Origin of the sequence: Pelomonas cellulosilytica, assembly GCF_021353265.1 — a bacterium.
GTDB lineage: Bacteria > Pseudomonadota > Gammaproteobacteria > Burkholderiales > Burkholderiaceae_C > Pelomonas > Pelomonas cellulosilytica.
Genome location: NZ_JAJTWU010000010.1, coordinates 82,234 through 100,508 on the forward strand (window position 1 = coordinate 82,234; position 18,275 = coordinate 100,508).

Annotated in this window: 13 protein-coding genes; 3 read left to right on the forward strand and 10 right to left on the reverse strand. The window is 71.3% G+C overall.

Annotated features, from left to right (window positions below; translation table 11 throughout):
- Position 1: 1 nt before the first annotated feature.
- The 3 genes from LXT13_RS23080 to fba all read right to left on the reverse strand — a co-directional run bounded on the left by LXT13_RS23080 (position 2) and on the right by fba (position 4,699).
- Positions 2 to 3,127: a PAS domain S-box protein gene (locus LXT13_RS23080; protein ID WP_233374667.1), complete on the reverse strand. Its 3,126-nt coding sequence runs from the start codon at positions 3,125 to 3,127 to the stop codon at positions 2 to 4.
- An 82-nt stretch (positions 3,128 to 3,209) separates the two neighbouring features.
- Positions 3,210 to 3,638: a gamma-glutamylcyclotransferase family protein gene (locus tag LXT13_RS23085; protein WP_233374668.1), complete on the reverse strand. Its 429-nt coding sequence runs from the start codon at positions 3,636 to 3,638 to the stop codon at positions 3,210 to 3,212.
- Positions 3,635 to 4,699, reverse strand: a complete 1,065-nt coding sequence (gene fba / locus LXT13_RS23090) for a class II fructose-bisphosphate aldolase (RefSeq protein WP_233374669.1) — start codon at positions 4,697 to 4,699, stop codon at positions 3,635 to 3,637. The genes LXT13_RS23085 and fba overlap by 4 nt, the downstream gene beginning before the upstream one ends.
- Before the next feature lie 144 nt (positions 4,700 to 4,843).
- Here fba and LXT13_RS23095 point away from each other — a divergent pair, with 144 nt between their 5' ends.
- Positions 4,844 to 5,863: an ATP-binding protein gene (locus tag LXT13_RS23095; RefSeq protein WP_233374670.1), complete on the forward strand. Its 1,020-nt coding sequence runs from the start codon at positions 4,844 to 4,846 to the stop codon at positions 5,861 to 5,863.
- Here LXT13_RS23095 and LXT13_RS23100 read toward each other — a convergent pair.
- Genes LXT13_RS23100 through LXT13_RS23110 form a run of 3 tightly spaced genes read right to left on the reverse strand, consistent with a single transcriptional unit; the run spans position 5,860 to position 9,448 of the window.
- Positions 5,860 to 6,756, reverse strand: a complete 897-nt coding sequence (locus LXT13_RS23100; protein ID WP_233374671.1) for a pirin family protein — start codon at positions 6,754 to 6,756, stop codon at positions 5,860 to 5,862. The genes LXT13_RS23095 and LXT13_RS23100 overlap by 4 nt on opposite strands.
- Positions 6,753 to 7,310, reverse strand: coding sequence for an NADPH-dependent FMN reductase (locus LXT13_RS23105; RefSeq protein WP_233374672.1), 558 nt, complete (start codon positions 7,308 to 7,310; stop codon positions 6,753 to 6,755). The genes LXT13_RS23100 and LXT13_RS23105 overlap by 4 nt, the downstream gene beginning before the upstream one ends.
- Entirely contained in the window at positions 7,307 to 9,448 is a 2,142-nt protein-coding gene (locus tag LXT13_RS23110) for a heavy metal translocating P-type ATPase (RefSeq protein WP_233374673.1), read from the reverse strand. The genes LXT13_RS23105 and LXT13_RS23110 overlap by 4 nt, the downstream gene beginning before the upstream one ends.
- 58 nt (positions 9,449 to 9,506) lie before the next feature.
- Between LXT13_RS23110 and LXT13_RS23115 the strand changes: the two genes are divergently transcribed.
- Positions 9,507 to 9,707 carry a heavy-metal-associated domain-containing protein gene (locus tag LXT13_RS23115; protein WP_233374674.1) on the forward strand — a complete coding sequence of 67 codons (201 nt, stop codon included), beginning with the start codon at positions 9,507 to 9,509 and terminating at the stop codon, positions 9,705 to 9,707.
- A gap of 7 nt (positions 9,708 to 9,714) precedes the next feature.
- Here the strand turns inward: LXT13_RS23115 and LXT13_RS23120 are convergent, their stop codons facing one another.
- The 4 genes from LXT13_RS23120 to LXT13_RS23135 form a co-directional block, all read right to left on the reverse strand.
- A complete protein-coding gene (locus LXT13_RS23120) occupies positions 9,715 to 11,949 on the reverse strand; it encodes a xanthine dehydrogenase family protein molybdopterin-binding subunit (RefSeq protein WP_233374675.1) in 2,235 nt (744 codons plus the stop codon).
- A gap of 11 nt (positions 11,950 to 11,960) precedes the next feature.
- The gene (locus tag LXT13_RS23125; RefSeq protein WP_233374676.1) at positions 11,961 to 12,419 is read right to left on the reverse strand and encodes a (2Fe-2S)-binding protein; all 459 of its coding nucleotides are present in this window, start codon (positions 12,417 to 12,419) and stop codon (positions 11,961 to 11,963) included.
- 102 nt (positions 12,420 to 12,521) lie between these two features.
- Positions 12,522 to 14,888, reverse strand: a complete 2,367-nt coding sequence (locus tag LXT13_RS23130; RefSeq protein ID WP_233374677.1) for a hybrid sensor histidine kinase/response regulator — start codon at positions 14,886 to 14,888, stop codon at positions 12,522 to 12,524.
- Positions 14,888 to 16,513 (reverse strand): FecR domain-containing protein, encoded by a 1,626-nt coding sequence (locus LXT13_RS23135; protein ID WP_233374678.1) that lies wholly within the window; start codon positions 16,511 to 16,513, stop codon positions 14,888 to 14,890. Before LXT13_RS23135 ends, LXT13_RS23130 begins: the two co-directional genes overlap by 1 nt.
- Before the next feature lie 141 nt (positions 16,514 to 16,654).
- Here LXT13_RS23135 and LXT13_RS23140 point away from each other — a divergent pair, with 141 nt between their 5' ends.
- Entirely contained in the window at positions 16,655 to 18,274 is a 1,620-nt protein-coding gene (locus tag LXT13_RS23140) for a carboxyl transferase domain-containing protein (RefSeq protein ID WP_233374679.1), read from the forward strand.
- Position 18,275: the final 1 nt, after the last annotated feature.

The following is an 18,275-nucleotide window of genomic DNA, read 5'->3' on the forward strand; positions in this document are numbered from 1 at the left end:
GTCAGCGCCCCGGTTGCCGGCGGACGCGGCGCTGCTGGCGTGCGGCGCGCAGCAGCGCATCGCGGACCTCGGCCAGCGGCTGCGCCTCGTCGGCGCGGCCGGCGATGACCGCGGCCGAGCGCGCCAGCGCGTCGATGTCCGCAGCGCTCAGCGACAGCGCCGTCCAGACGATGACGGGCAGGTCGGCCCAGCGCGGCTGGCTGCGCAGCTCGTGCAGCACCTGGAACCCGTCCACGCCCGGCATCATCAGGTCCAGCACTATGGCGGCGGGCTCCAGCCGGGGCAGCGCGTGCAGCGCCTCGGCGCCGCCGGGCAGCGCCACGGCGTCGATGCCGCTGGCGGCCAGCGCCGCAACCATCAGCTCGCGCGAGGCGACTTCGTCGTCCACCACCAGCACCGGCCGGCCCGGCCCGAAGCGCTCGCGCAGCGGCACGAGCGCACGCGCCAGCGCCGAACGGCGCAGCGGCTTGGCCAGCACGTCGGCCACCGGGAAGGCGACGCCGCCGCCGTCCGCCGGCGTTAGCGCCAGCGCCTTGACGGCCGCGTGCATGGACGGCCCGCTGGCGCGCAGCTGGGCCAGCATCGCCAGGCCCGACGCATCGGGCAGGCCCAGGTCCAGCGCCAGCTCGGTGTAGCGCCGCACCCGTGCCAGCCGCAGCACCTCGGCGGCGCTGCCGGCTGTGTCCGCGGCGACGCCGGCATGCGACAGCTCGCGGGCCACGCCGTCACGCAACAGATGGTCGCGCATCGCGACGAGCTGCTGATGCGCCGGCCGTGGCGCGCCGGCCTCGGCATCGCCGGGTGCGCGCGGCAGCACGGCGTAGAAGCGGCTGCCCCGACCCGGCTCGCTGTAGACGCCGACGCGCCCACCCTGCGCCTCGACCAGCCGCCGCGTCAGCGCCAGGCCCAGCCCCGTGCCCTGGTGGCGTTTGGTGAGGCCGTCGTCGAGCTGCTGGAATTCGACGAACAACTGGTCCACACGGTCCGGCGGGATGCCGATGCCGCTGTCCTGCACCTCCAGCCGCCACAGCCGCGGCCCCTCGCCGAGCATGCGCAACTCGACATGGCCGCCGGCGGGCGTGAACTTGATTGCGTTGGACAGGTAGTTCAGCAGCACCTGCTTGAGCCGCGCCGGGTCCAGCACGAGACCGCGCAGCTCCGGCGCGATGGCCGACGACAGTTGCAGCCCGCGTTGCGCCGCCAGCACCGAGACCGTGGCCATCACGTCGTCGACCAACGCCGGCAGGTCCACCGGCTCGGGATGGAAGTCCATCTTGCCGGCCTCGATCTTGGAGAGGTCCAGCACGTCGTTGATCATGTTCAGCAGGTGGCGCCCGCTCGTGGCGATGTGCTGCAGCCACTGGCGCTGGCGTGGGCCGTGAGGCTCGTCGCCCATGTTCAGCAGGTCGGCGAAACCGATGATGGCGTTCAGCGGCGTGCGCAGCTCGTGCGACATGTTGGCCAGGAACAAGCTCTTGAGCCGGTTGTTCTCCTCCACGCGACGGTTCTCGGCGGCCAGCCAGACGGACTGCTGGCGGGCCTGCTCGGCGGTGCGCATGGCGGTCACGTCGGCGATGATGCCCACCAGCCGCGCCACGCCGGCGTCATCGTGCGCAACGCGGGCGTCCATGCGCAGCCAGCGGACGCCGTCGTCGGCCCCGAGGATGCGGAACTCGGCATGCCACGGCAACTGGCCCATGGCTGGGTCTTGCAAGGCGTTCAGCCCGGCCTCCACGAAGGCCCGGTCGTCGGCATGCACGGCCGCGAGCAGCCGTTCGCGGTCCCAGGGCGCGGTGGCATCGGCCAGGCCGAAGCACTGGTCGTAGCGACGTGAGCGGTGGATCAGGCCGGTGTCCAGCGCCATCTCCCAGTCGCCGATGGCAGCGGACTCCAGCGCGAAGCGCAGCCGCGCCTCGCTCTGTCGTAGCGCCGCCTCGATCTGGCGCTGGTGCGTGAGGTCGCGCGCCGAACTGATGCCACCGATGATGCGGCCCGCGGCATCGCGCAGCGGCGACACCTGGGCCGAGACCTCGATGCGCCGGCCGTCCTTGGCCACCCGTACGGTGCGGAACGGCGGCACCTGGCGGCCCTGCGCCAGGTTGGCGAGGATGCCCATCTCCTCGGCCTCGCGCTCCGGCGGGACGAGCATCTGCACCGGCTGGCCCACGGCCTCCTCGGCTGTGTAGCCGAACATCTTCTCGGCGGCCCTGTTCCAGTTCGTGATGCGCCCGTCCAGCGCCTTCACGACGATCGCATCGGCCGTCGATTCGACAACGGCCGCCAGCCGGCGTGCCTCGGCCTCGGCAGCGGTGAGCCGGCCCACGTCACGGAAGACGACCGCGATGCCGCGCGGGCGCCCGTCGGCATGCCGGGTGAGTTCGACATGGACCTCCACGGGCCGCAACACCCGGTCACGGCCGACGCACACCGCCTGCCGCTGGAAAGCGACATCCGGCGCCCCCTCGCCGACGAGCTCGACCGGATTGCGTCGCACCAGCGCCTCCGGGCGGCCCTCGTGGACGAAGACGTCCCACACCGAGCGCCCGAGGGCCTCGCCGGCCGGCCAGCCGGTGATGCGCTCGGCCACCGCGTTCATGCGCGTGACGCGGCCTTCACCGTCGGTCGTGATGTAGCCGGCGTCGATGGCACCCAGCGTCGCCGCCAGGCCCTGCTCGGCCTCCAGGCGTTCGTCCTCGGCGCTGCGGCGGCGGTGCATCTCGCGCGACAGCGCCTCGTTAGCGTCGCGCAGCTCCTGCGCCGAAGGCATGGACAGCCAGCGAGGCATCAGGCGCCAGGCGACGATGGCCGTCAGCACCGAGGCCAGCGCCGTGACGACCTTGGCCGCCGTCTGCAGCCCGTAGTCGGGCCGCCATATCGTCCAGACGTCCAGCAGATGCGTCGTTCCGCAGGCGAAGATGAACACCGCGAACAGCGTGGCCAGCCGGCCCAGGTTCACCTGCGGGCGCTGGCGCGCATAGCGGGCGATGACGAGCGGGATCGAGAAGTAGGCCGCGGCGATGGAAAGGTCGGACGCGACCATCGTCCACAACAACCCTGGCGACCATTGGAAGCAGTAGCCATGGGGCAGGAAGCCGGCCCGCGCGACAAGGCCTGTGAGCTCGTCCATGTCTCTCTCCCCCGCAAGTTCGTTGCGTTATGGAGGGATTCTGATCCTTTGGGCGCCGGCCGGCGCGTGGTTTTTCCGCCCGTCAACGCGGCGCCACCGCGCCGAACCCGGCGTAGCGGGCAATGAAGCGCGCCCGCCCCTCGCGCTCGAAGGCGTCGGCGTCCCAGTCGCCGGGGAGCAGCCGCTGGACGAAGGCCTCGCGGAAACGGTAGACCTGCGCCGGCAGCGTGCGGCCGTCGGCCAGGCTCACGACGACGTCGACGCGCTCGTACTCGTCGCCCTCGAAGGCGTCGAGCCGCTCCCAGGCCGCGGCATCCACGCCGCGGTAGAGCCGGCCGGCGACGACGCCGTCCGCCGCCGGACGCAGGCCGGGATAGTCCTGCCCACGCACCGGATGGCGGCGATGTCCGGCAAGCGACGCCGGCTCGCCAGTGAACTCACGCCCGCAGACGCGGGCCATGATGTCGGCCCACATCAGCGAGCCGTAGGTGAAGCAGGGCGCCGTGCTCACTGCACCCGTTGCGCCAGCTCGCCGCGCGCGTAGGCCGCGGCGATGTCGGCCAGCGTGCGGGCCTTGATCTTGCCGGCCTGGCCCTCACAGCCGAACTGCAGGTAACGCTCCTTGGCAATGGCTTTGGCGGCCTCGCGGGCCGGCTTGAGCCATTCGCGTGCATCGAACTTGTCGGGGTTCTCGGCGAGAAAACGTCGCACCGCGCCCGTCATCGCCAAGCGGATGTCGGTGTCGATGTTGATCTTGCGCACGCCATGCTTGATGGCCTCCTGGATCTCCTCGACCGGCACACCGAAGGTCTCCTTCATCTTGCCGCCGTACTGGTTGATGACGGCCAGCAGCTCCTGCGGCACCGACGACGAACCGTGCATCACCAGATGGGTGTTGGGGATGCGTGCGTGAATCTCCTTGACGCGGCCGATGGCCAGGATGTCGCCCGTGGGCTTGCGGCTGAACTTGTAGGCGCCGTGGCTGGTGCCGATGGCGATGGCCAGCGCGTCCAGCTGCGTGGCCTTGACGAACTGCGCCGCCTCCTCGGGGTCGGTCAGCATCTGCGCATGGCTGAGCTTGCCTTCGGCGCCGATGCCATCTTCCTCGCCGGCGTCGCCGGTCTCCAGGTTGCCCAGGCAGCCCAGCTCGCCCTCCACGGTGACGCCCACCTTGTGCGCCATCTCGACGACGGTGCGGGTCACGTCCACGTTGTAGTCGAACGAAGCGGGCGTCTTGCCGTCATCCCGCAGCGACCCGTCCATCATCACGGAGCCGAAGCCCAGGTCGATCGCGCCGGCACAGACCTTGGGACTCGTGCCATGGTCCTGGTGCATGACCAGCGGGATGTGCGGGTAGGCCTCGGTGGCGGCCAGGATGAGGTGCTTGATGAAGGGCTCGCCCGCGTATTTGCGGGCGCCGGCGCTGGCCTGCAGGATGACGGGTGCACCGACTTCATCGGCAGCGGCCATCACGGCCTGCACCTGCTCCAGGTTGTTGACGTTGAAGGCTGGGATGCCGTAGCCGTTTTCAGCGGCGTGGTCCAGCAACTGACGCATGGAGACGAGAGGCATGGGAGTTCCCCGGGAGAGTTGAAAAATGGGGCCGACTGCAGTTCCAACGTACTTGGTAACCGCTTCGTAACTGGTTGGGGATTCTATGGAGTCACGGGCATGCCCCACCCCCACGGATGAGAGTAGTCATCACAATGCGCGGTCATGACAAGACTGGTGTTCGACCACCTCACGACCTGGATCACCGCCGCCGCCGGTGAACACGCCCTCGATCTCGCCGCCCATGTCGAGGAACGCACCGGCGCCAGCCGGCGCGCCGCGATGTCTGCGCTCAAGCGCCTGGTCGATGCCGGGTGGCTGACGCGCTCGGGCACGCCGCGCCGGCCGGTATTTGCGCCTGGCGCGCTGCGCCAGGTCGTGCGCAGCTACACGCTGCACGGCCTGCAGGAGGACCTGCCATGGCAGCGTGACTTCGCGCCTCATTTCGCGCTGCCCAAACATGTCGAACGCATGGTGCAGCACGGCTTCACCGAGCTCGTCAACAACGCGGCCGACCACTCCGGCGGTACCAGCGTGACCGTGTCGCTGCGCCAGACGCCCACGCATGTGCAGCTGCTCGTCAGCGACGACGGCATCGGCGTGTTCGACAGGATCTGCACCGCCTTCAGCCTGGAAGACCCGCAGCACGCCATGCTGGAGCTGAGCAAGGGCCGGCTCACGAGCGCGCCCGACGCCCACACCGGCCGGGGCCTGTTCTTCAGCAGCCAGCTGGCCGATGTGTTCGACATCCACGCCAACAACACCGCCTACCAGCGCCGCGCCTGGGAAAGCGGCGGCTGGAAGAAGGGCCGGGCGCTGCCCCGACAGGGCAGCAGCATCTACATGGCGATCGCGCTGAACACGACGCGCACGCTGGACGGCGTCATGAACGCCTGGAGCCTGGCCGGCGACGGGATCGAATTCGACCAGACGCGTGTGCAGTTGCGCCTGCTGGTCAGCGAGGGCCAGGCACTGGACTCCCGCGCCGCGGCGCGCCGCGTCGGCTCACGCCTGACGACGTTCAAGCGCGCCGAAATCGACTTCGACGGTGTCACCGACGTTGGCCACGGCTTCACGGACGAGCTGTTCCGCGTGTTCGCCAAGGCCAACCCGGGCATCGAGCTGGTGGCGACGAACATGACGCCGCGGATCGCGGCGCTGGTGAAGAGCGCGCGCGCCGCCTAAGGCTTGCGCAGCGCCGGCACCGGCGGCACCGCGATGCGCGGGCCGACATAGCCCTTCACGACACCGAACCGCCCGCCGTCCTCGCGCGCCCAGTCCTGCGCCCAGGCGGTCATCTCGGCCGGGTCGCGGCCAACGAAGTTCCACCACAGCAGCGGCGGCGTGGCCCAAGGCTCGCCGCCGAGCAGCAGCAACCGTGCGGGGCCGGCGCTGCGCAGTTCGACAGCCTCGCAGCCCGGGCCGACGTAGAGCAGCGTGCCGGGGGCCACGGTCTCGACGACGTCATGGCCCGTCGGCGCGACGTCGATCTCGCCTTCCAGCGGCATGACGCCGTATTCGAAGCCGCGCCGCAGCCGCAGCACGGCGTCCACCGGCCCGTCGCATGCGAGGTCCACACCGAGCAGGGGCGTGAAGCTGGGCACCGGCGAGCGGCAGCCGTCCAGCTCGCCGACCAGCAGCGTCGCGTCCCAGCCGCCCAGGCCCAGGCGCGGCAGCTCGGGGAAATGCTGGAAGCTCGGCGCGCGCTCGCGCTCGGCGTCGGGCAGCGCGATCCACAGCTGCGCGAGGTGGATGCGGTCGGTCAGCGATTCCTCGCTGTGCGAGATGCCGTGGCCGGCCGTCATCAGGTTGACCTGGCCGGGCCGCAGCACCTGCTCGGAGCCCAGGCTGTCGCGGTGCAGGATCTCGCCCTCGATCATCCAGCTGAACGTGGACAGGCCCGTGTGCGGATGCGGGCCCACGTTCATGCGCTTGGTGGTCGTGGCCGGGCCGGCATGGTCGGCAAAGCACCAGGCGCCGATGGTGCGCCGCGCCTTGTTGGGCAGCGCGCGCTGGATGGGCAGGCCACCGACGTCGCCGACGTGGCTGGCGATGCGCTCGACGAACGGCGCGCTCATGCGGCCACCCGCTTCTGCACGAAGGCCGCAAAGCCCTGCATGAACTGCTGCAGCTGGCCGCGGACCTTGTCGTCGACCAGCGCGCCGTCGGCGTCGAACACCTGACCGGCATGCGACACCATCAGCCGGCCGGCCATCCAGAAGTCGCTGCCGAACGTGCGCAGCACGGACAGCAGCGCGTCCTGCGACTGCACGGTGCCGAAGCCGCCGGGCGTCGCACCGATGAGGCCGGTGGGCTTGCCGCCGAACAGCTTGGCGCCCTCGCCGCTGGGGCGGGACAGCCAGTCCAGCCCGTTCTTCAGCACGCCCGGAATGGAGTTGTTGTACTCGGGCGTGCCGATCAGCAGCGCGTCGGCGGCGCGGACGGCTTCGCGCAGCGTCGTGACGGCCTCCGGGATGCCCTGGGCCTCCACATCGCCGTCGTACAGCGGGATGCCGTGCAGCGTGCGCAGTTCCACTGAAACGCCGGCGGGCGCCAGATCGACGGCGGCGCGCAGCAGCGCCGTGTTGTAGGAGGCGCGGCGCAGCGAGCCGCTGAGGGCGATGATCTTCATGACGGCGTGGTTGAACGGGAGCTTTCCATCATGCCAGGGCGCCAGCGGCTCAGCAGCAAGGCATTGCTGACGACCGACACGCTGGACAGCGCCATCGCCGCGCCGGCCAGCACCGGCGTCAGCCCGCCAAGCGCCGCCAGCGGGATGCCGACGACGTTGTAGGCCAGCGCCCAGAACAGGTTCTGGTGGATCTTGGCGACGGTGCGGCGCGAAATGTCGAGCGCGTCGGCCACCAGCCGCGGGTCGCCGCGCATCAGCGTGATGCCGGCCGCGGCCATCGCGACTTCCGTGCCGGTGGACATCGCCAGACCCACGTCGGCCGCGGCCAGCGCTGGCGCGTCGTTGAGGCCGTCGCCGACCATGCCGACGCGGCCCTCAGCCTTCAGCCGCATGACGTGGCCAGCCTTGTCCTCGGGCAACACCTCGGCGTGGACCTCGGTGATGCCCAGCCGCCTGGCCACCGCCTCGGCCGCCGCGCGGTGGTCACCGCTGATCAAGACGGTGCGCAGGCCTAGCGCCTGCAAGCGGGACACCGCTTCGGCCGCCGCCGGCTTGATCTCGTCACCGAAGGCCAGCCAGCCCAGCACTTCGGGCCGTTCGCCCAGCCGCGCCAGCCACGACAGGCTGTGGCCTTGGCCGCGCTGCACCTCGGCAGCCGGGTCGTCCGGCAGCGTGAGGCCCAGGCTCACCAGCCACGCGGCGCTACCGAGCACGTGGGGCTGGCCGTCCACGTCGCCGCGCATGCCGCGGCCAGGCAGCGACTGCAGCGCGAGCGCTGGCGCCACGCCGGGCGCCGCGTCACGCACCGCGCGAGCCAATGGATGCTCGCTGCCAGCCTGCAAGGCAGCAGCGAGATTCAGCGGCGCGCTGTACGCGACGAGCCGTGGGCGACCCTCGGTCAACGTGCCCGTCTTGTCGAAGGCGATAAGGGCTAGGCTGCGCGCCAGCTCCAGCGCCAGCGCGTCCTTGATGAGGATGCCGTGCCGGGCCGCGGCGCCCATGCCGGCCATCAGCGCCGCTGGCGTGGCCAGGCCGAGTGCACACGGGCAGGCGATGACGAGCACGGCCACCGCGTGGATGACGGCCGCGCCCCAGTCGCCACGCGCGAGCCCCCAGCCCAGCAGCGTGACGGCGGCGATGCCGACGACCGCCGGCACGAACACGGCGGACACGCGGTCCACCAGTCGCTGGATGGGCGGCTTGGCGCCCTGGGCCTCTTCGACGAAGCGGGCGATGCGCGCCAGCCGCGACTCCGCGCCCAGCGCCGTGCAGCGCACCGTCAGCAGCCCATCGCCGTTGACGGCGCCGCCGGTGACGGCATCACCCGCGGCCTTGGGCACCGGCAGGCTTTCGCCGGTGATGAGGGACTCGTCGACCGCGCTGTGGCCCTCGGTGACGACCCCGTCCACCGGCAGCCGCTCGCCGGGGCGCACGCGGACGAGGTCGCCCATGCGCAGGGCCGAGATGGGCAGCTCCTGCTCGGCGCCATCACGCAGCACGCGGGCCGTCTCCGGCTGCAGCCGGGCCAGCGCGCGGATGGCGGCGCCGGTGGCGCGCTTGGCGCGCGCCTCCAGCCATTTGCCCAACATCACCAGCGTGATGACGACGGCGGCGGACTCGAAGTACAACGCATGCTCGCGACCTTGCAGCAGCTCGAAGATCGACAGGCCGAAGGCGGCGCTGGTGCCCAGCGCCACAAGCAGGTCCATATTGCCGGCGCCATCGCGCAGCGCACGCCAGCCACCCGCGTAAAACCGCGCGCCGAGCACGAACTGCACCGGCGCCGCCAGCATCAGCTGCCACAGGCCGGGCAGCATCGCGCCATGGCCCAGCAGCATCGGCGCCACCAGCGGCAGGCTCAGCAGCACGCCGGCCAGCACAGCCCAGCCGCTGTGGTCCCACGGCGTCGCGGTCTCGGGGGCTGCCGGGCGGTCGAGGGTCGCGGGGTAGCCGGCCTTGGCAAGGGCCGCCAACAGTGGCGCCGTGTCGGCACCGTCGGCCAGGCCGACGCGGGCCGTCTCCAGCGCCAGGTTCACCTCGGCCGACAGCACGCCCGGCTGCTTGCGCAACGTCTTCTCGACGCGACCCACGCAGCTCGCGCAGCTCATGCCAGATACCTTCAAGCTCACGGAGGACATGGGCAGATTGTCAGGACTAGGATGCTTGCCAGTGTTGATTTGCAGCAGCAACCCCACCATGCACAAGTTCACCCTGCCCGACATGAGCTGCGGCCACTGCGTCGCCGCCATCACCGAAGCGCTGAAGGACGCAGATCCGCATGCGCGCGTCGAGATCGACCTGCCGACGAAGACGGCCCAGGTGGACAGCGCGCAGGCGCGCGACAGCCTCGCGCACGTGCTGGCCGAGGCGGGCTACCCGCCCGCCCCGGCCGCCTGAACGCCGCTCAGGCGAAGCTGAACGGCAACTCGCGCTGGCGCTTGCCCGTCAGGCGCGCGACGGCATTGGCCAGCGCCGGCGCCAGCGGCGGCAGGCCGGGCTCGCCCATGCCCTTGGGCGGGTCATTGCTCGGCACGATGCTGACGGTCATGACCTTGGGCGCATCGGGCATGCGAGGCATGGCCACGTCGTAGAAGTTGCTCTGCTCAACGACACCGTCCTTGAACGTAATGCGGTGCGTGGGCATCGTCGTGGCCAGCGCCATGATGGCGGCGCCCTGCACCTGCGTCTCGACAGCGCGCGGGTTCACGCACAGGTTGCAGTGCACGCCGGCGTGCACCTCCTCCAGCACAGCCTGGCGGTCCTTGCCCCTGCCCTTCACGCTGGCGACGACGACGTAGGCGACGACGGACTCGAAGCTCTCGTGCACCGCCACGCCCCATGCCTGGCCAGCCTTCAGTTTGCGCTTGCCGTAGCCGCTCTTGTCCACCGCCGTCTGAAGTGCGAGGCGGTGACGCTCGGCCTTGGCGTTGCCGTCCATCAGCTTGAGACGATAGGCGACCGGGTCCTGCTTGGTGGCGAACGCAATCTCGTCGACCAACGTCTCCATCACGTAGGCCGTGTGCGTGGAGCCCACCGAGCGCCACCACAGCACCGGGACGTTGACGTCCGGATGGTGCACGCTGAGGTTCATCGGGATCTCGTAGGGCTCGCGCATGCCCTCAACGGTCGTGTTGTCCACACCCTTCTGGTAGCCGAAGCCCTCCAGCGGCGAGCCCTTCAGGATGCTCTGGCTGGCGATGCGGTGCTGCCAGCCGAGGATCTTGCCGGTGGCGTCGAACCCGATCTCGGCGCGGTGCACGGTCATGGGCCGGTAGTAGCCGGACTTCATGTCGTCCTCGCGGCTCCAGATCACCTTGACCGGCATGCGCTGGCCGGCCTGGGCCAGTGCCACGGCGACGGCCGCGGCCTCGCGCGGCCATTCGGTCGCCGGCGTGGCGCGCCGGCCGAAGCCGCCACCGGCCATCTGCACGTTGATCTGCACCTGCTCGGGCTTCAGGCCGACGGCCTTGGCCAGCGCCATCGCGTCCAGGCCCGGCATCTGCGACGCGAAGTAGACGTCGCAGCGGTCGGCCTTCAGGTCCACGGTGCAGGCCAGCGGCTCCATCTGCGCATGGTTCAGATAGGGCAGCACATAGTCGGCAACGATCTTCTTCGGCGCCTGGCTCCAGGCACTGACGTCGGCCTGGAATTCGGGCTTGGGCGCGGGCGTGCCGGGCGTCTTGACCAGGGCCAGGTACTGCGCCGTCAGCGCCTTCGTGTCGGGCTTGGGCACTCCGGCCAGATCCCAGTCGATCTTCAGCGCGTCGCGGCCCTTCTTGGCGGCCCAGTAGCCGCTGGCGACGACGGCGACACCCTGGCCGCCCCGGTCCAGCGTCACCGGCAGCACGGCCTTGACGCCCTTGACCTTCAGCGCCGCGCTGCTGTCGAGCTTGGCGACCTTGCCGTTGAACACCGGCGGCCGCTGGATGACGGCCACCGCCATGCCGGGCAGCTGCACGTCCATGCCGTAGGCCTGCTGGCCGGTGGACTTGGCCTGGCTGACCGTCAGCGTGGTCGGCTGGCCGATGCGCTTGAACGTCGACGGGTCCTTCAGCGTGATGGCCTCGGGCACGGGCTGCTTCATCGCCGCGTCGAAGAGCTCGCCGTAACCGGCGCTCTTGCCGCCGCCGGAGACGACGCCGTTCTCGGCCTTCAGCGCCGATGCCGGCACGCCCCAGCTCTCGCTGGCGGCAGCGATCAGCATGGCCTTGGTGCGCGCGCCCAGCTCGCGGTACTGCTGGTAGCTGTTCTTGATGGAGTTGGAGCCACCGGTCAGATGCATGCCGAACCGGGGGTCGACATATTGCGGCTTCTGGTCACCGAAGCCGGTGCGGACCTTGGACCAGTCGGTGTCCAGCTCCTCAGCGCAGATCATGGCCAGGCCGGTCTCGATGCCCTGGCCCATGTCCATGCGGTTGCACAGGATGGTGGTGGTGCCGTCGGCCGCGATGGTGACGAAGGCGACGGGCTGCTCGGTCGGCTTGCTACCGGGCTTGGCCGGCGCGCCCTGGGCCAGCGAGATGCCAGGCAGCAGCGCCAGGCCGACGGCACCGCCGACGGTGGTGGCGACGAAGCTGCGGCGGGACAGGCCGACCGGGCCCTCGGTCAGCAGCTGGTCGATGCGACGCGGGTTGAGCATGGCTGTCTTCCTCAGGCGAGCGCCGCGGCGGCGGCATGGATGGCCGCACGGATGCGGGTGTAGGTGCCGCAGCGGCACAGGTTGCCAGCCATCGCGGCATCGATCTGCGCATCGGTGGGCTTCTTGTTTCCCTTGAGCAAGGCCACGGCGCTCATGACCTGGCCGCTCTGGCAGTAGCCGCACTGCGCCACGTCATGCGCCACCCAGGCGGCCTGCACCGCTTGTCCGACCTTGTCGCTCGCGACGCCTTCGATGGTGGTCACCTGCGCACCGGCCACCGAGGAGATGGGCGTCATGCAGGCGCGCACCGGGGCGCCCGCGACGTGCATCGTGCAGGCGCCGCACTGGGCCGCGCCGCAACCGAACTTGCTGCCGGTCAGCTGCAGCTCCTCGCGCACCGCCCACAGCAGCGGCATGTCGGGGTCGGCGTCGAGCGAGACAGCGCGACCGTTAACGGTCAGATCGATCATGAGGGCCTCCTTGAAACCGCGGCGACTCTAGCGGCTGCGAACATCCCTGGCCGCCAGTCAGGCATTGGCCGGGGCCTTGGCGGGTGGTCAGGCCACCCGCGCTCACATCCGGGCATAGCGGGCCAGCGCCTGCAGCAGCGCGGCCAGGCTGAGCGGCTTGGTCAGATGGGCGTCGCAGCCGGCGGCCAGCGATTGCTGCACGTCGGTATCGAAGGCATTGGCCGTCAGCGCGACGATGGGCGTGCGCGACCGGCCCTCGGCCGCCTCGATCTCGCGCCACTCGCGCGTGGCGGTCAGGCCGTCCTTCACGGGCATCAGCATGTCCATCAGCACCAGGTCGAACTGGCCCGCACGCAGCGCCTCCACGGCCTCGCCGCCATGTCGGACCCGCGTGATGCGGTGGCCCAGCGGCTGCAGCATGCCTTCGATGACGAGCACGTTGACATCGTTGTCCTCGGCCAGCAGCAACTGCAGCGGCCGGCTCGGCGCTGGGCGTTCGGCGCGTACGTCGCCCGGCTCGGCCAGGTGGGCGTGAGGCGGCGGCGCGTCAGGCAGCGCCAGCGTGACCTCGAAGCAGCTGCCACGCCCGGGTTCGCTCCGCACGGTCACGTCACCGCCCATCAGCCGCGCGAGGCTGCGCGTGATGGACAGGCCCAGGCCGGTGCCGCCGAAGTCCCGCGCGATGTCGGCGTCCGCCTGGGCGAACGGCTGGAAGATGCGCTCCAGTTGCTGCGGCGCGATGCCGATGCCCGTGTCCTGCACGCGCATGACCACCAGGCCCGCGTCGTTGCGCGACAGCTCCACCGTCACACCACCGGCCTTCGTGAACTTGACGGCGTTGCCGACCAGGTTGGTGACGATCTGCGCGACGCGCTGCGCGTCGCCCACCACCCAGCCCGTAGCCTCGGTGCGGGCGAATACGCGCAGCCACAGGCCCCGGCCCTGCGCGCGCTCGCGCAGCAGTTCCAGCTGCAGCTCCACGAGATCCACCAGGTTGAACGGATGCGCCGTCAGCTCCAGCCGGCCGCTTTCGATACGGGCGTTGTCCAGCAGGTCGTTGATCAGTGCAAACACCTGCCGGCCGGCATGGCCCAGCACCTCGACGTAGTGGGCCTGCTCCGGCTTCAGTGGCGAGCGGGCCAGGATGTCCGAGAAGCCCAGCACCGCATTCATCGGCGTCCGCATCTCGTGGCTGACCTGCGCGAGCAGCTCCGTCTTCGCGCGGCTGCGCGCCTCGGCCAGTTCGCGCTCGCGCGTCAGCTCGCGCTCGCGCTGGCGGGCGAGTTGCAAGCGCTCGGCCGCGGTGGCTGCCAGTGCCAGGCTGGTCAGCAACAGGCCGGCCGCCGGCGCGCCGAGCAGACCCGCCTGCATGCCGCCCCAGGCCAGCACGCCGATGCCCGCCAGCGACAGCGCCGCAGCCACGACCTGGCGGCTCAGCAACAGCGGCAGCGCGCCAAGAGCGAACAGCCCCAGGTTGAGCGCCAGCACCGCCCCGCCTTGCGCACGCAGCACGGGCGACGGCTCGGCGCCCAGCGCCTCGAAGACGGCGGCATTCAGCTCGACGCCGGCGCGGCGGCCCTGCGGCGTCATGACCTCGTCGGCAAAGAAGGCACTGCTGCCAACGAAGACGCTGCGCCCCGCGAGCGCCTCGGCCAGCGCAGGGTCATCGGCCTGGCCCAGCGCGGCGCGCATCAACCGCTGCCAGCTCAGGCGCGGCGGGTCACCACCCGGCAGCGCCAGCCGCAGACGGGCCTGCGCATCGACCGGCCAGCGGCGCTGGCCGGCAACAAGCTGGCCGTCCTCCAGCCGCCAGCCCGGTGCGCCATCGGCCCGCAGTCGCGCCGCCAGCGCCAGGCTGGGCAGCGCATGGCCGTGCACGTCGTGCAGCAGCGGCAGCTCGCGCAGCACGCCGTCATCGTCGAGCGCGACGGAGACGACGCCCAGGCCGCCCGGCGCCTGCAGCGCGGCCAGCAGCTCGTCGGAGGGCGCGGTGAGCCCGGCCCAGCGCAAGCCGGCCGGCGCGCCGCCCAGCCGCTGCAGCGCGGCCTGCTCGGCGGGCGACGGCGGCGTCAGCTCGATAGCCGCGCGCTGGCCCGGCGCCAGGCCCGCCGCGGCCAGCACGACCGGCGGCGACGCGCCGAGCGCCGCGGCCAGCCGGGCATCCCCGTCACGCGGGCCGGCGAAGACGATGTCGAGGACCACCAACCGGGCGCCGGCCTGGCGCAGGTAGTCCAGCATCAGCGCATAGACGTCGCGCGGGTAGGGCCAGTCGCCCAGCGGTTCGCGCAGCGCGCGCAGCGAGGCGTCGTCGATATCGACGATGACGCTGCCGCCCAGCGTCGCGGCGGGCGCAGCGGCCCGCACGAGCGGGTCGGCCAACGCACGGTCCAGCCGCGACTGCACGCCCAGCGCGCTGAGGGACGCCCACAATACCAGCGCCCCGGGCAGCGCGAGCCAGCGGCCCGCCATCAGAACAGCGGCACGAGCAGCAAGGGCAGCAGCCACAGCCAGCGCGGGTAGGGCACGTCGATGCGCTGCGTCTGCCCCCAGGGGCTGGCGGCACCGGCGGCATTGAAGGCGCGGGCGCGTAGGAAGTAGGTGCCCGCCGACGGCTTGGGCAGCGCGATCGCGGGCTGGTCGGCACTGAAGCGCTGCACCTCGGCGCCGTCGAACGCATCGGTGCGGGCCCACTCCAGCTCGTAGCGCACGACGCCCTGGTCCGCGCGCCAGCGCAGCTGGATCTGGTCGCCGCTCAGGTCCGGCTCGGCCGGCGGGGGCGCGGGCGGCGGCGGCCGGATCTCGAAGCGCTGCGCGTCACCGAACGGCCCGGCCCGGCCTCCGGCCTCGACGGCCGCGATGCGCCAGTGATAGGCACCGTCCGGCAGCCGGACCTCGTGGCCGGCGGCATCCAGCGGCGGCGTCTGCAGCGCAATGTCCTTGAACTCGGTGTCCCTGGCGATCTGCAGCTGCACGGCCGGCGCCGCGGTGTTGCGCGTCCAGGCGAAGGCCATGCCACCGGCGTAACTGACCGCGCCATCGACGGGCGCCTGGATGAACGGCGGCTCCGGCCGCGCCTGCAGGTGCACGTTGGCATCCGCCGCGGCACCCTCCTGGCCGCGGGCGTCGATCGCGCGCACGCGCAGCGTGTAGTCGCCATCGGGCAGCTCGCGGGCCTCGGGCCACGCTGCCACGGGCTCGGTGACGCGGGCGTCCAGCATCAGCCGGTCGAAGTCTCCGCGGGCGTAGAGCTGCGCGCGCCAGGCCTGCGCGCCGGCGGGCGATGCCGCCCAGCCCAGCCGCAGCGGCAGCCGTTCGGATGTGGCCGGCACCGCCGCCAGGTCCGGCGCGGGCAGCAGCGGGCCGACGCTGCGCGCCTTGCCCTCGGCCAGCAGACCCTGGCCCGGCGTGACGTCAGCGGCCAGCCCGTCGGCATGCACGGCGCCCGAGATGACCTGCATGCGGCTGGCGCCGCCGGCAGTCTGCACGCGGAACTCGGTGCCCCGCACGCCGAGGTTGACGTGCGGCGTGTTGACTTCGTACAAGGGCACGCGCTGCGGGTTGGGCTGCACGCGATGGTCGGCCCCGCCCTGCCCTACGCCCACGCGCACGGCCGGCAGCGCGCCGCGGCCTAGCACGAGCAGCTGCTCCAGCGTCACCTCGCTCTGCGGCGGCACGAGCAGCCGTGAGCCGTCCGCGAACCTGACGCTGACGCTGGCCTGCGGGCCGGTGCGCAGGCGGTCACCGCTGAGCAGCGTGGTGCCGGCCGCCAGCGGCTCTGCTGTCGCGCCGCGCTGCCGCTGCACCTCACCCTTGACGAACACGGCCTCGGCGACACTGGCCTCGCGCCGCAGCCAGGCCACGGGCATGCGCAGCGTGCGGCCGGGCATCAGGTGCAGCGGGTCGGCCACGCGGTTGAGCTGCTGCAGATCGCGCCAGCCGCGCGGCGGGGCGAGCCAGGATTGCGTCAACGTAATCAGTGTGTCGCCCGGCTGCACGCGATACCGCCAGTCGGCGTCCGCCGCCTCGGTCTGGGCAAACGCCCAGCCACTCCACCACAGCAGCCCGGCTGCGAGCCAGGTCTTTCGCGCGTTCATGTCGCCTCCTACTCCCTTGCAGGAAGAGCCATCCTAGCGATGTCCGAGAATGCCGCGGGCTTTTGGTGCCCGACCCCGAACCACAAGCGCGGCACGCGCCACAAGCGCTGCGCCCGACACGACAAGACCCGAGGAGACCCCATGCCGGTGCTGACCACGCAGCTCACCCCCCGCTCGGCCGATTTCCAGGCCAACGCCGAGGCGATGCGCGCGCTGATCGACGACTTGAACGCCAAACTGGCGCAGATCGCCCAAGGCGGCGGCGAAGCTGCCCGCGCCAAGCACACCGCCCGCGGCAAGCTGCTGCCGCGCGACCGCGTCGAGCTGCTGCTGGACCCCGGCACGCCCTTCCTGGAGATTGCGCCGCTGGCCGGACTGAATCTCTACGACAACGCCGCGCCGGGCGGCGGCGTGGTGGCCGGCATCGGTCGCGTGTCGGGCGTGGAGTGCATCATCGTGTGCAACGACGCCACGGTGAAGGGCGGCACCTACTACCCCATCACCGTCAAGAAGCATCTGCGCGCGCAAGAGATCGCCGCGCAGAACCGGCTGCCTTGCATCTATCTTGTGGACAGCGGCGGCGCCAACCTGCCCAACCAGGACGAGGTCTTCCCCGACCGCGACCACTTCGGCCGCATCTTCTTCAACCAGGCCAACCTCAGCGCCGAAGGCATCCCGCAGATCGCCGTCGTCATGGGCTCGTGCACGGCCGGCGGCGCCTACGTGCCGGCGATGAGCGACGAGACCATCATCGTCAAGGACCAGGGCACCATCTTCCTGGGCGGCCCGCCGCTGGTGAAGGCGGCCACCGGCGAGGTCGTCTCGGCCGAAGACCTCGGCGGCGGCGACGTGCACACGCGCCTCTCGGGAGTGGCCGACCACCTCGCCAACAACGACACGCATGCGCTGGCCATCGCGCGCCAGTCCGTCGCACGCCTGAACTGGACCAAGGCCAACCCGCTGCTCGTCCAGGAACCCAAGGCCCCGGTCTTCGACCCGGCCGAGCTGCACGGCGTGATCCCGACCCAAGATGGGAAAACTGGGCGCAAGCCTTTCGACGTGCGCGAGGTCATCGCCCGCATCGTCGACGGCAGCGAGTTCGACGAGTTCAAGGCCCGCTACGGGGCAACGTTGGTGTGCGGCTTCGCGCACATCGAGGGCATGCCCGTGGGCATCGTCGCCAACAACGGCATCCTGTTCGCCGAGAGCGCCAACAAGGGCGCGCACTTCATCGAGCTGTGCTGCCAGCGCAAGATCCCGCTGGTGTTCCTGCAGAACATCACCGGCTTCATGGTGGGCCGCAAGTACGAGAACGAGGGCATCGCCCGCGCCGGCGCCAAGATGGTGACGGCCGTCGCCTGCGCCCAGGTGCCCAAGTTCACCGTCATCATCGGCGGCTCGTTCGGCGCCGGGAACTACGGTATGTGCGGCCGTGCGTACTCGCCGCGCTTCCTGTGGATGTGGCCCAACGCGCGCATCTCGGTGATGGGCGGCGAGCAGGCCGCCAGCGTGTTGAGCACGATCCGCCGAGATGCGATCGAGGCCAAGGGCGGTAGCTGGTCCGCTGACGAGGAGGAAACCTTCAAGGCCCCGCTGCGCCAGCAGTACGAAGCGCAGGGCCACCCCTACTACGCGTCGGCCCGGCTGTGGGACGACGGCGTCATCGACCCCGCCGACACGCGTCGCGTGCTGGCGCTGGGACTGAGCGCTTCGCTGAACGCGCCCATTCCCGATACTAAGTTCGGCGTCTTCCGGATGTGAG

Coding starts and splice junctions, on each gene's coding strand:
- LXT13_RS23080 (WP_233374667.1), bottom strand. CDS start 3,127: ATGGACGAGCTCACAGGCCTTGTCGCGCGGGCCGGCTTCCTGCCCCAT.
- fba (WP_233374669.1), bottom strand. CDS start 4,699: ATGCCTCTCGTCTCCATGCGTCAGTTGCTGGACCACGCCGCTGAAAAC.
- LXT13_RS23095 (WP_233374670.1), top strand. CDS start 4,844: ATGACAAGACTGGTGTTCGACCACCTCACGACCTGGATCACCGCCGCC.
- LXT13_RS23100 (WP_233374671.1), bottom strand. CDS start 6,756: ATGAGCGCGCCGTTCGTCGAGCGCATCGCCAGCCACGTCGGCGACGTC.
- LXT13_RS23105 (WP_233374672.1), bottom strand. CDS start 7,310: ATGAAGATCATCGCCCTCAGCGGCTCGCTGCGCCGCGCCTCCTACAAC.
- LXT13_RS23110 (WP_233374673.1), bottom strand. CDS start 9,448: ATGTCCTCCGTGAGCTTGAAGGTATCTGGCATGAGCTGCGCGAGCTGC.
- LXT13_RS23115 (WP_233374674.1), top strand. CDS start 9,507: ATGCACAAGTTCACCCTGCCCGACATGAGCTGCGGCCACTGCGTCGCC.
- LXT13_RS23120 (WP_233374675.1), bottom strand. CDS start 11,949: ATGCTCAACCCGCGTCGCATCGACCAGCTGCTGACCGAGGGCCCGGTC.
- LXT13_RS23125 (WP_233374676.1), bottom strand. CDS start 12,419: ATGATCGATCTGACCGTTAACGGTCGCGCTGTCTCGCTCGACGCCGAC.
- LXT13_RS23130 (WP_233374677.1), bottom strand. CDS start 14,888: ATGGCGGGCCGCTGGCTCGCGCTGCCCGGGGCGCTGGTATTGTGGGCG.
- LXT13_RS23135 (WP_233374678.1), bottom strand. CDS start 16,513: ATGAACGCGCGAAAGACCTGGCTCGCAGCCGGGCTGCTGTGGTGGAGT.
- LXT13_RS23140 (WP_233374679.1), top strand. CDS start 16,655: ATGCCGGTGCTGACCACGCAGCTCACCCCCCGCTCGGCCGATTTCCAG.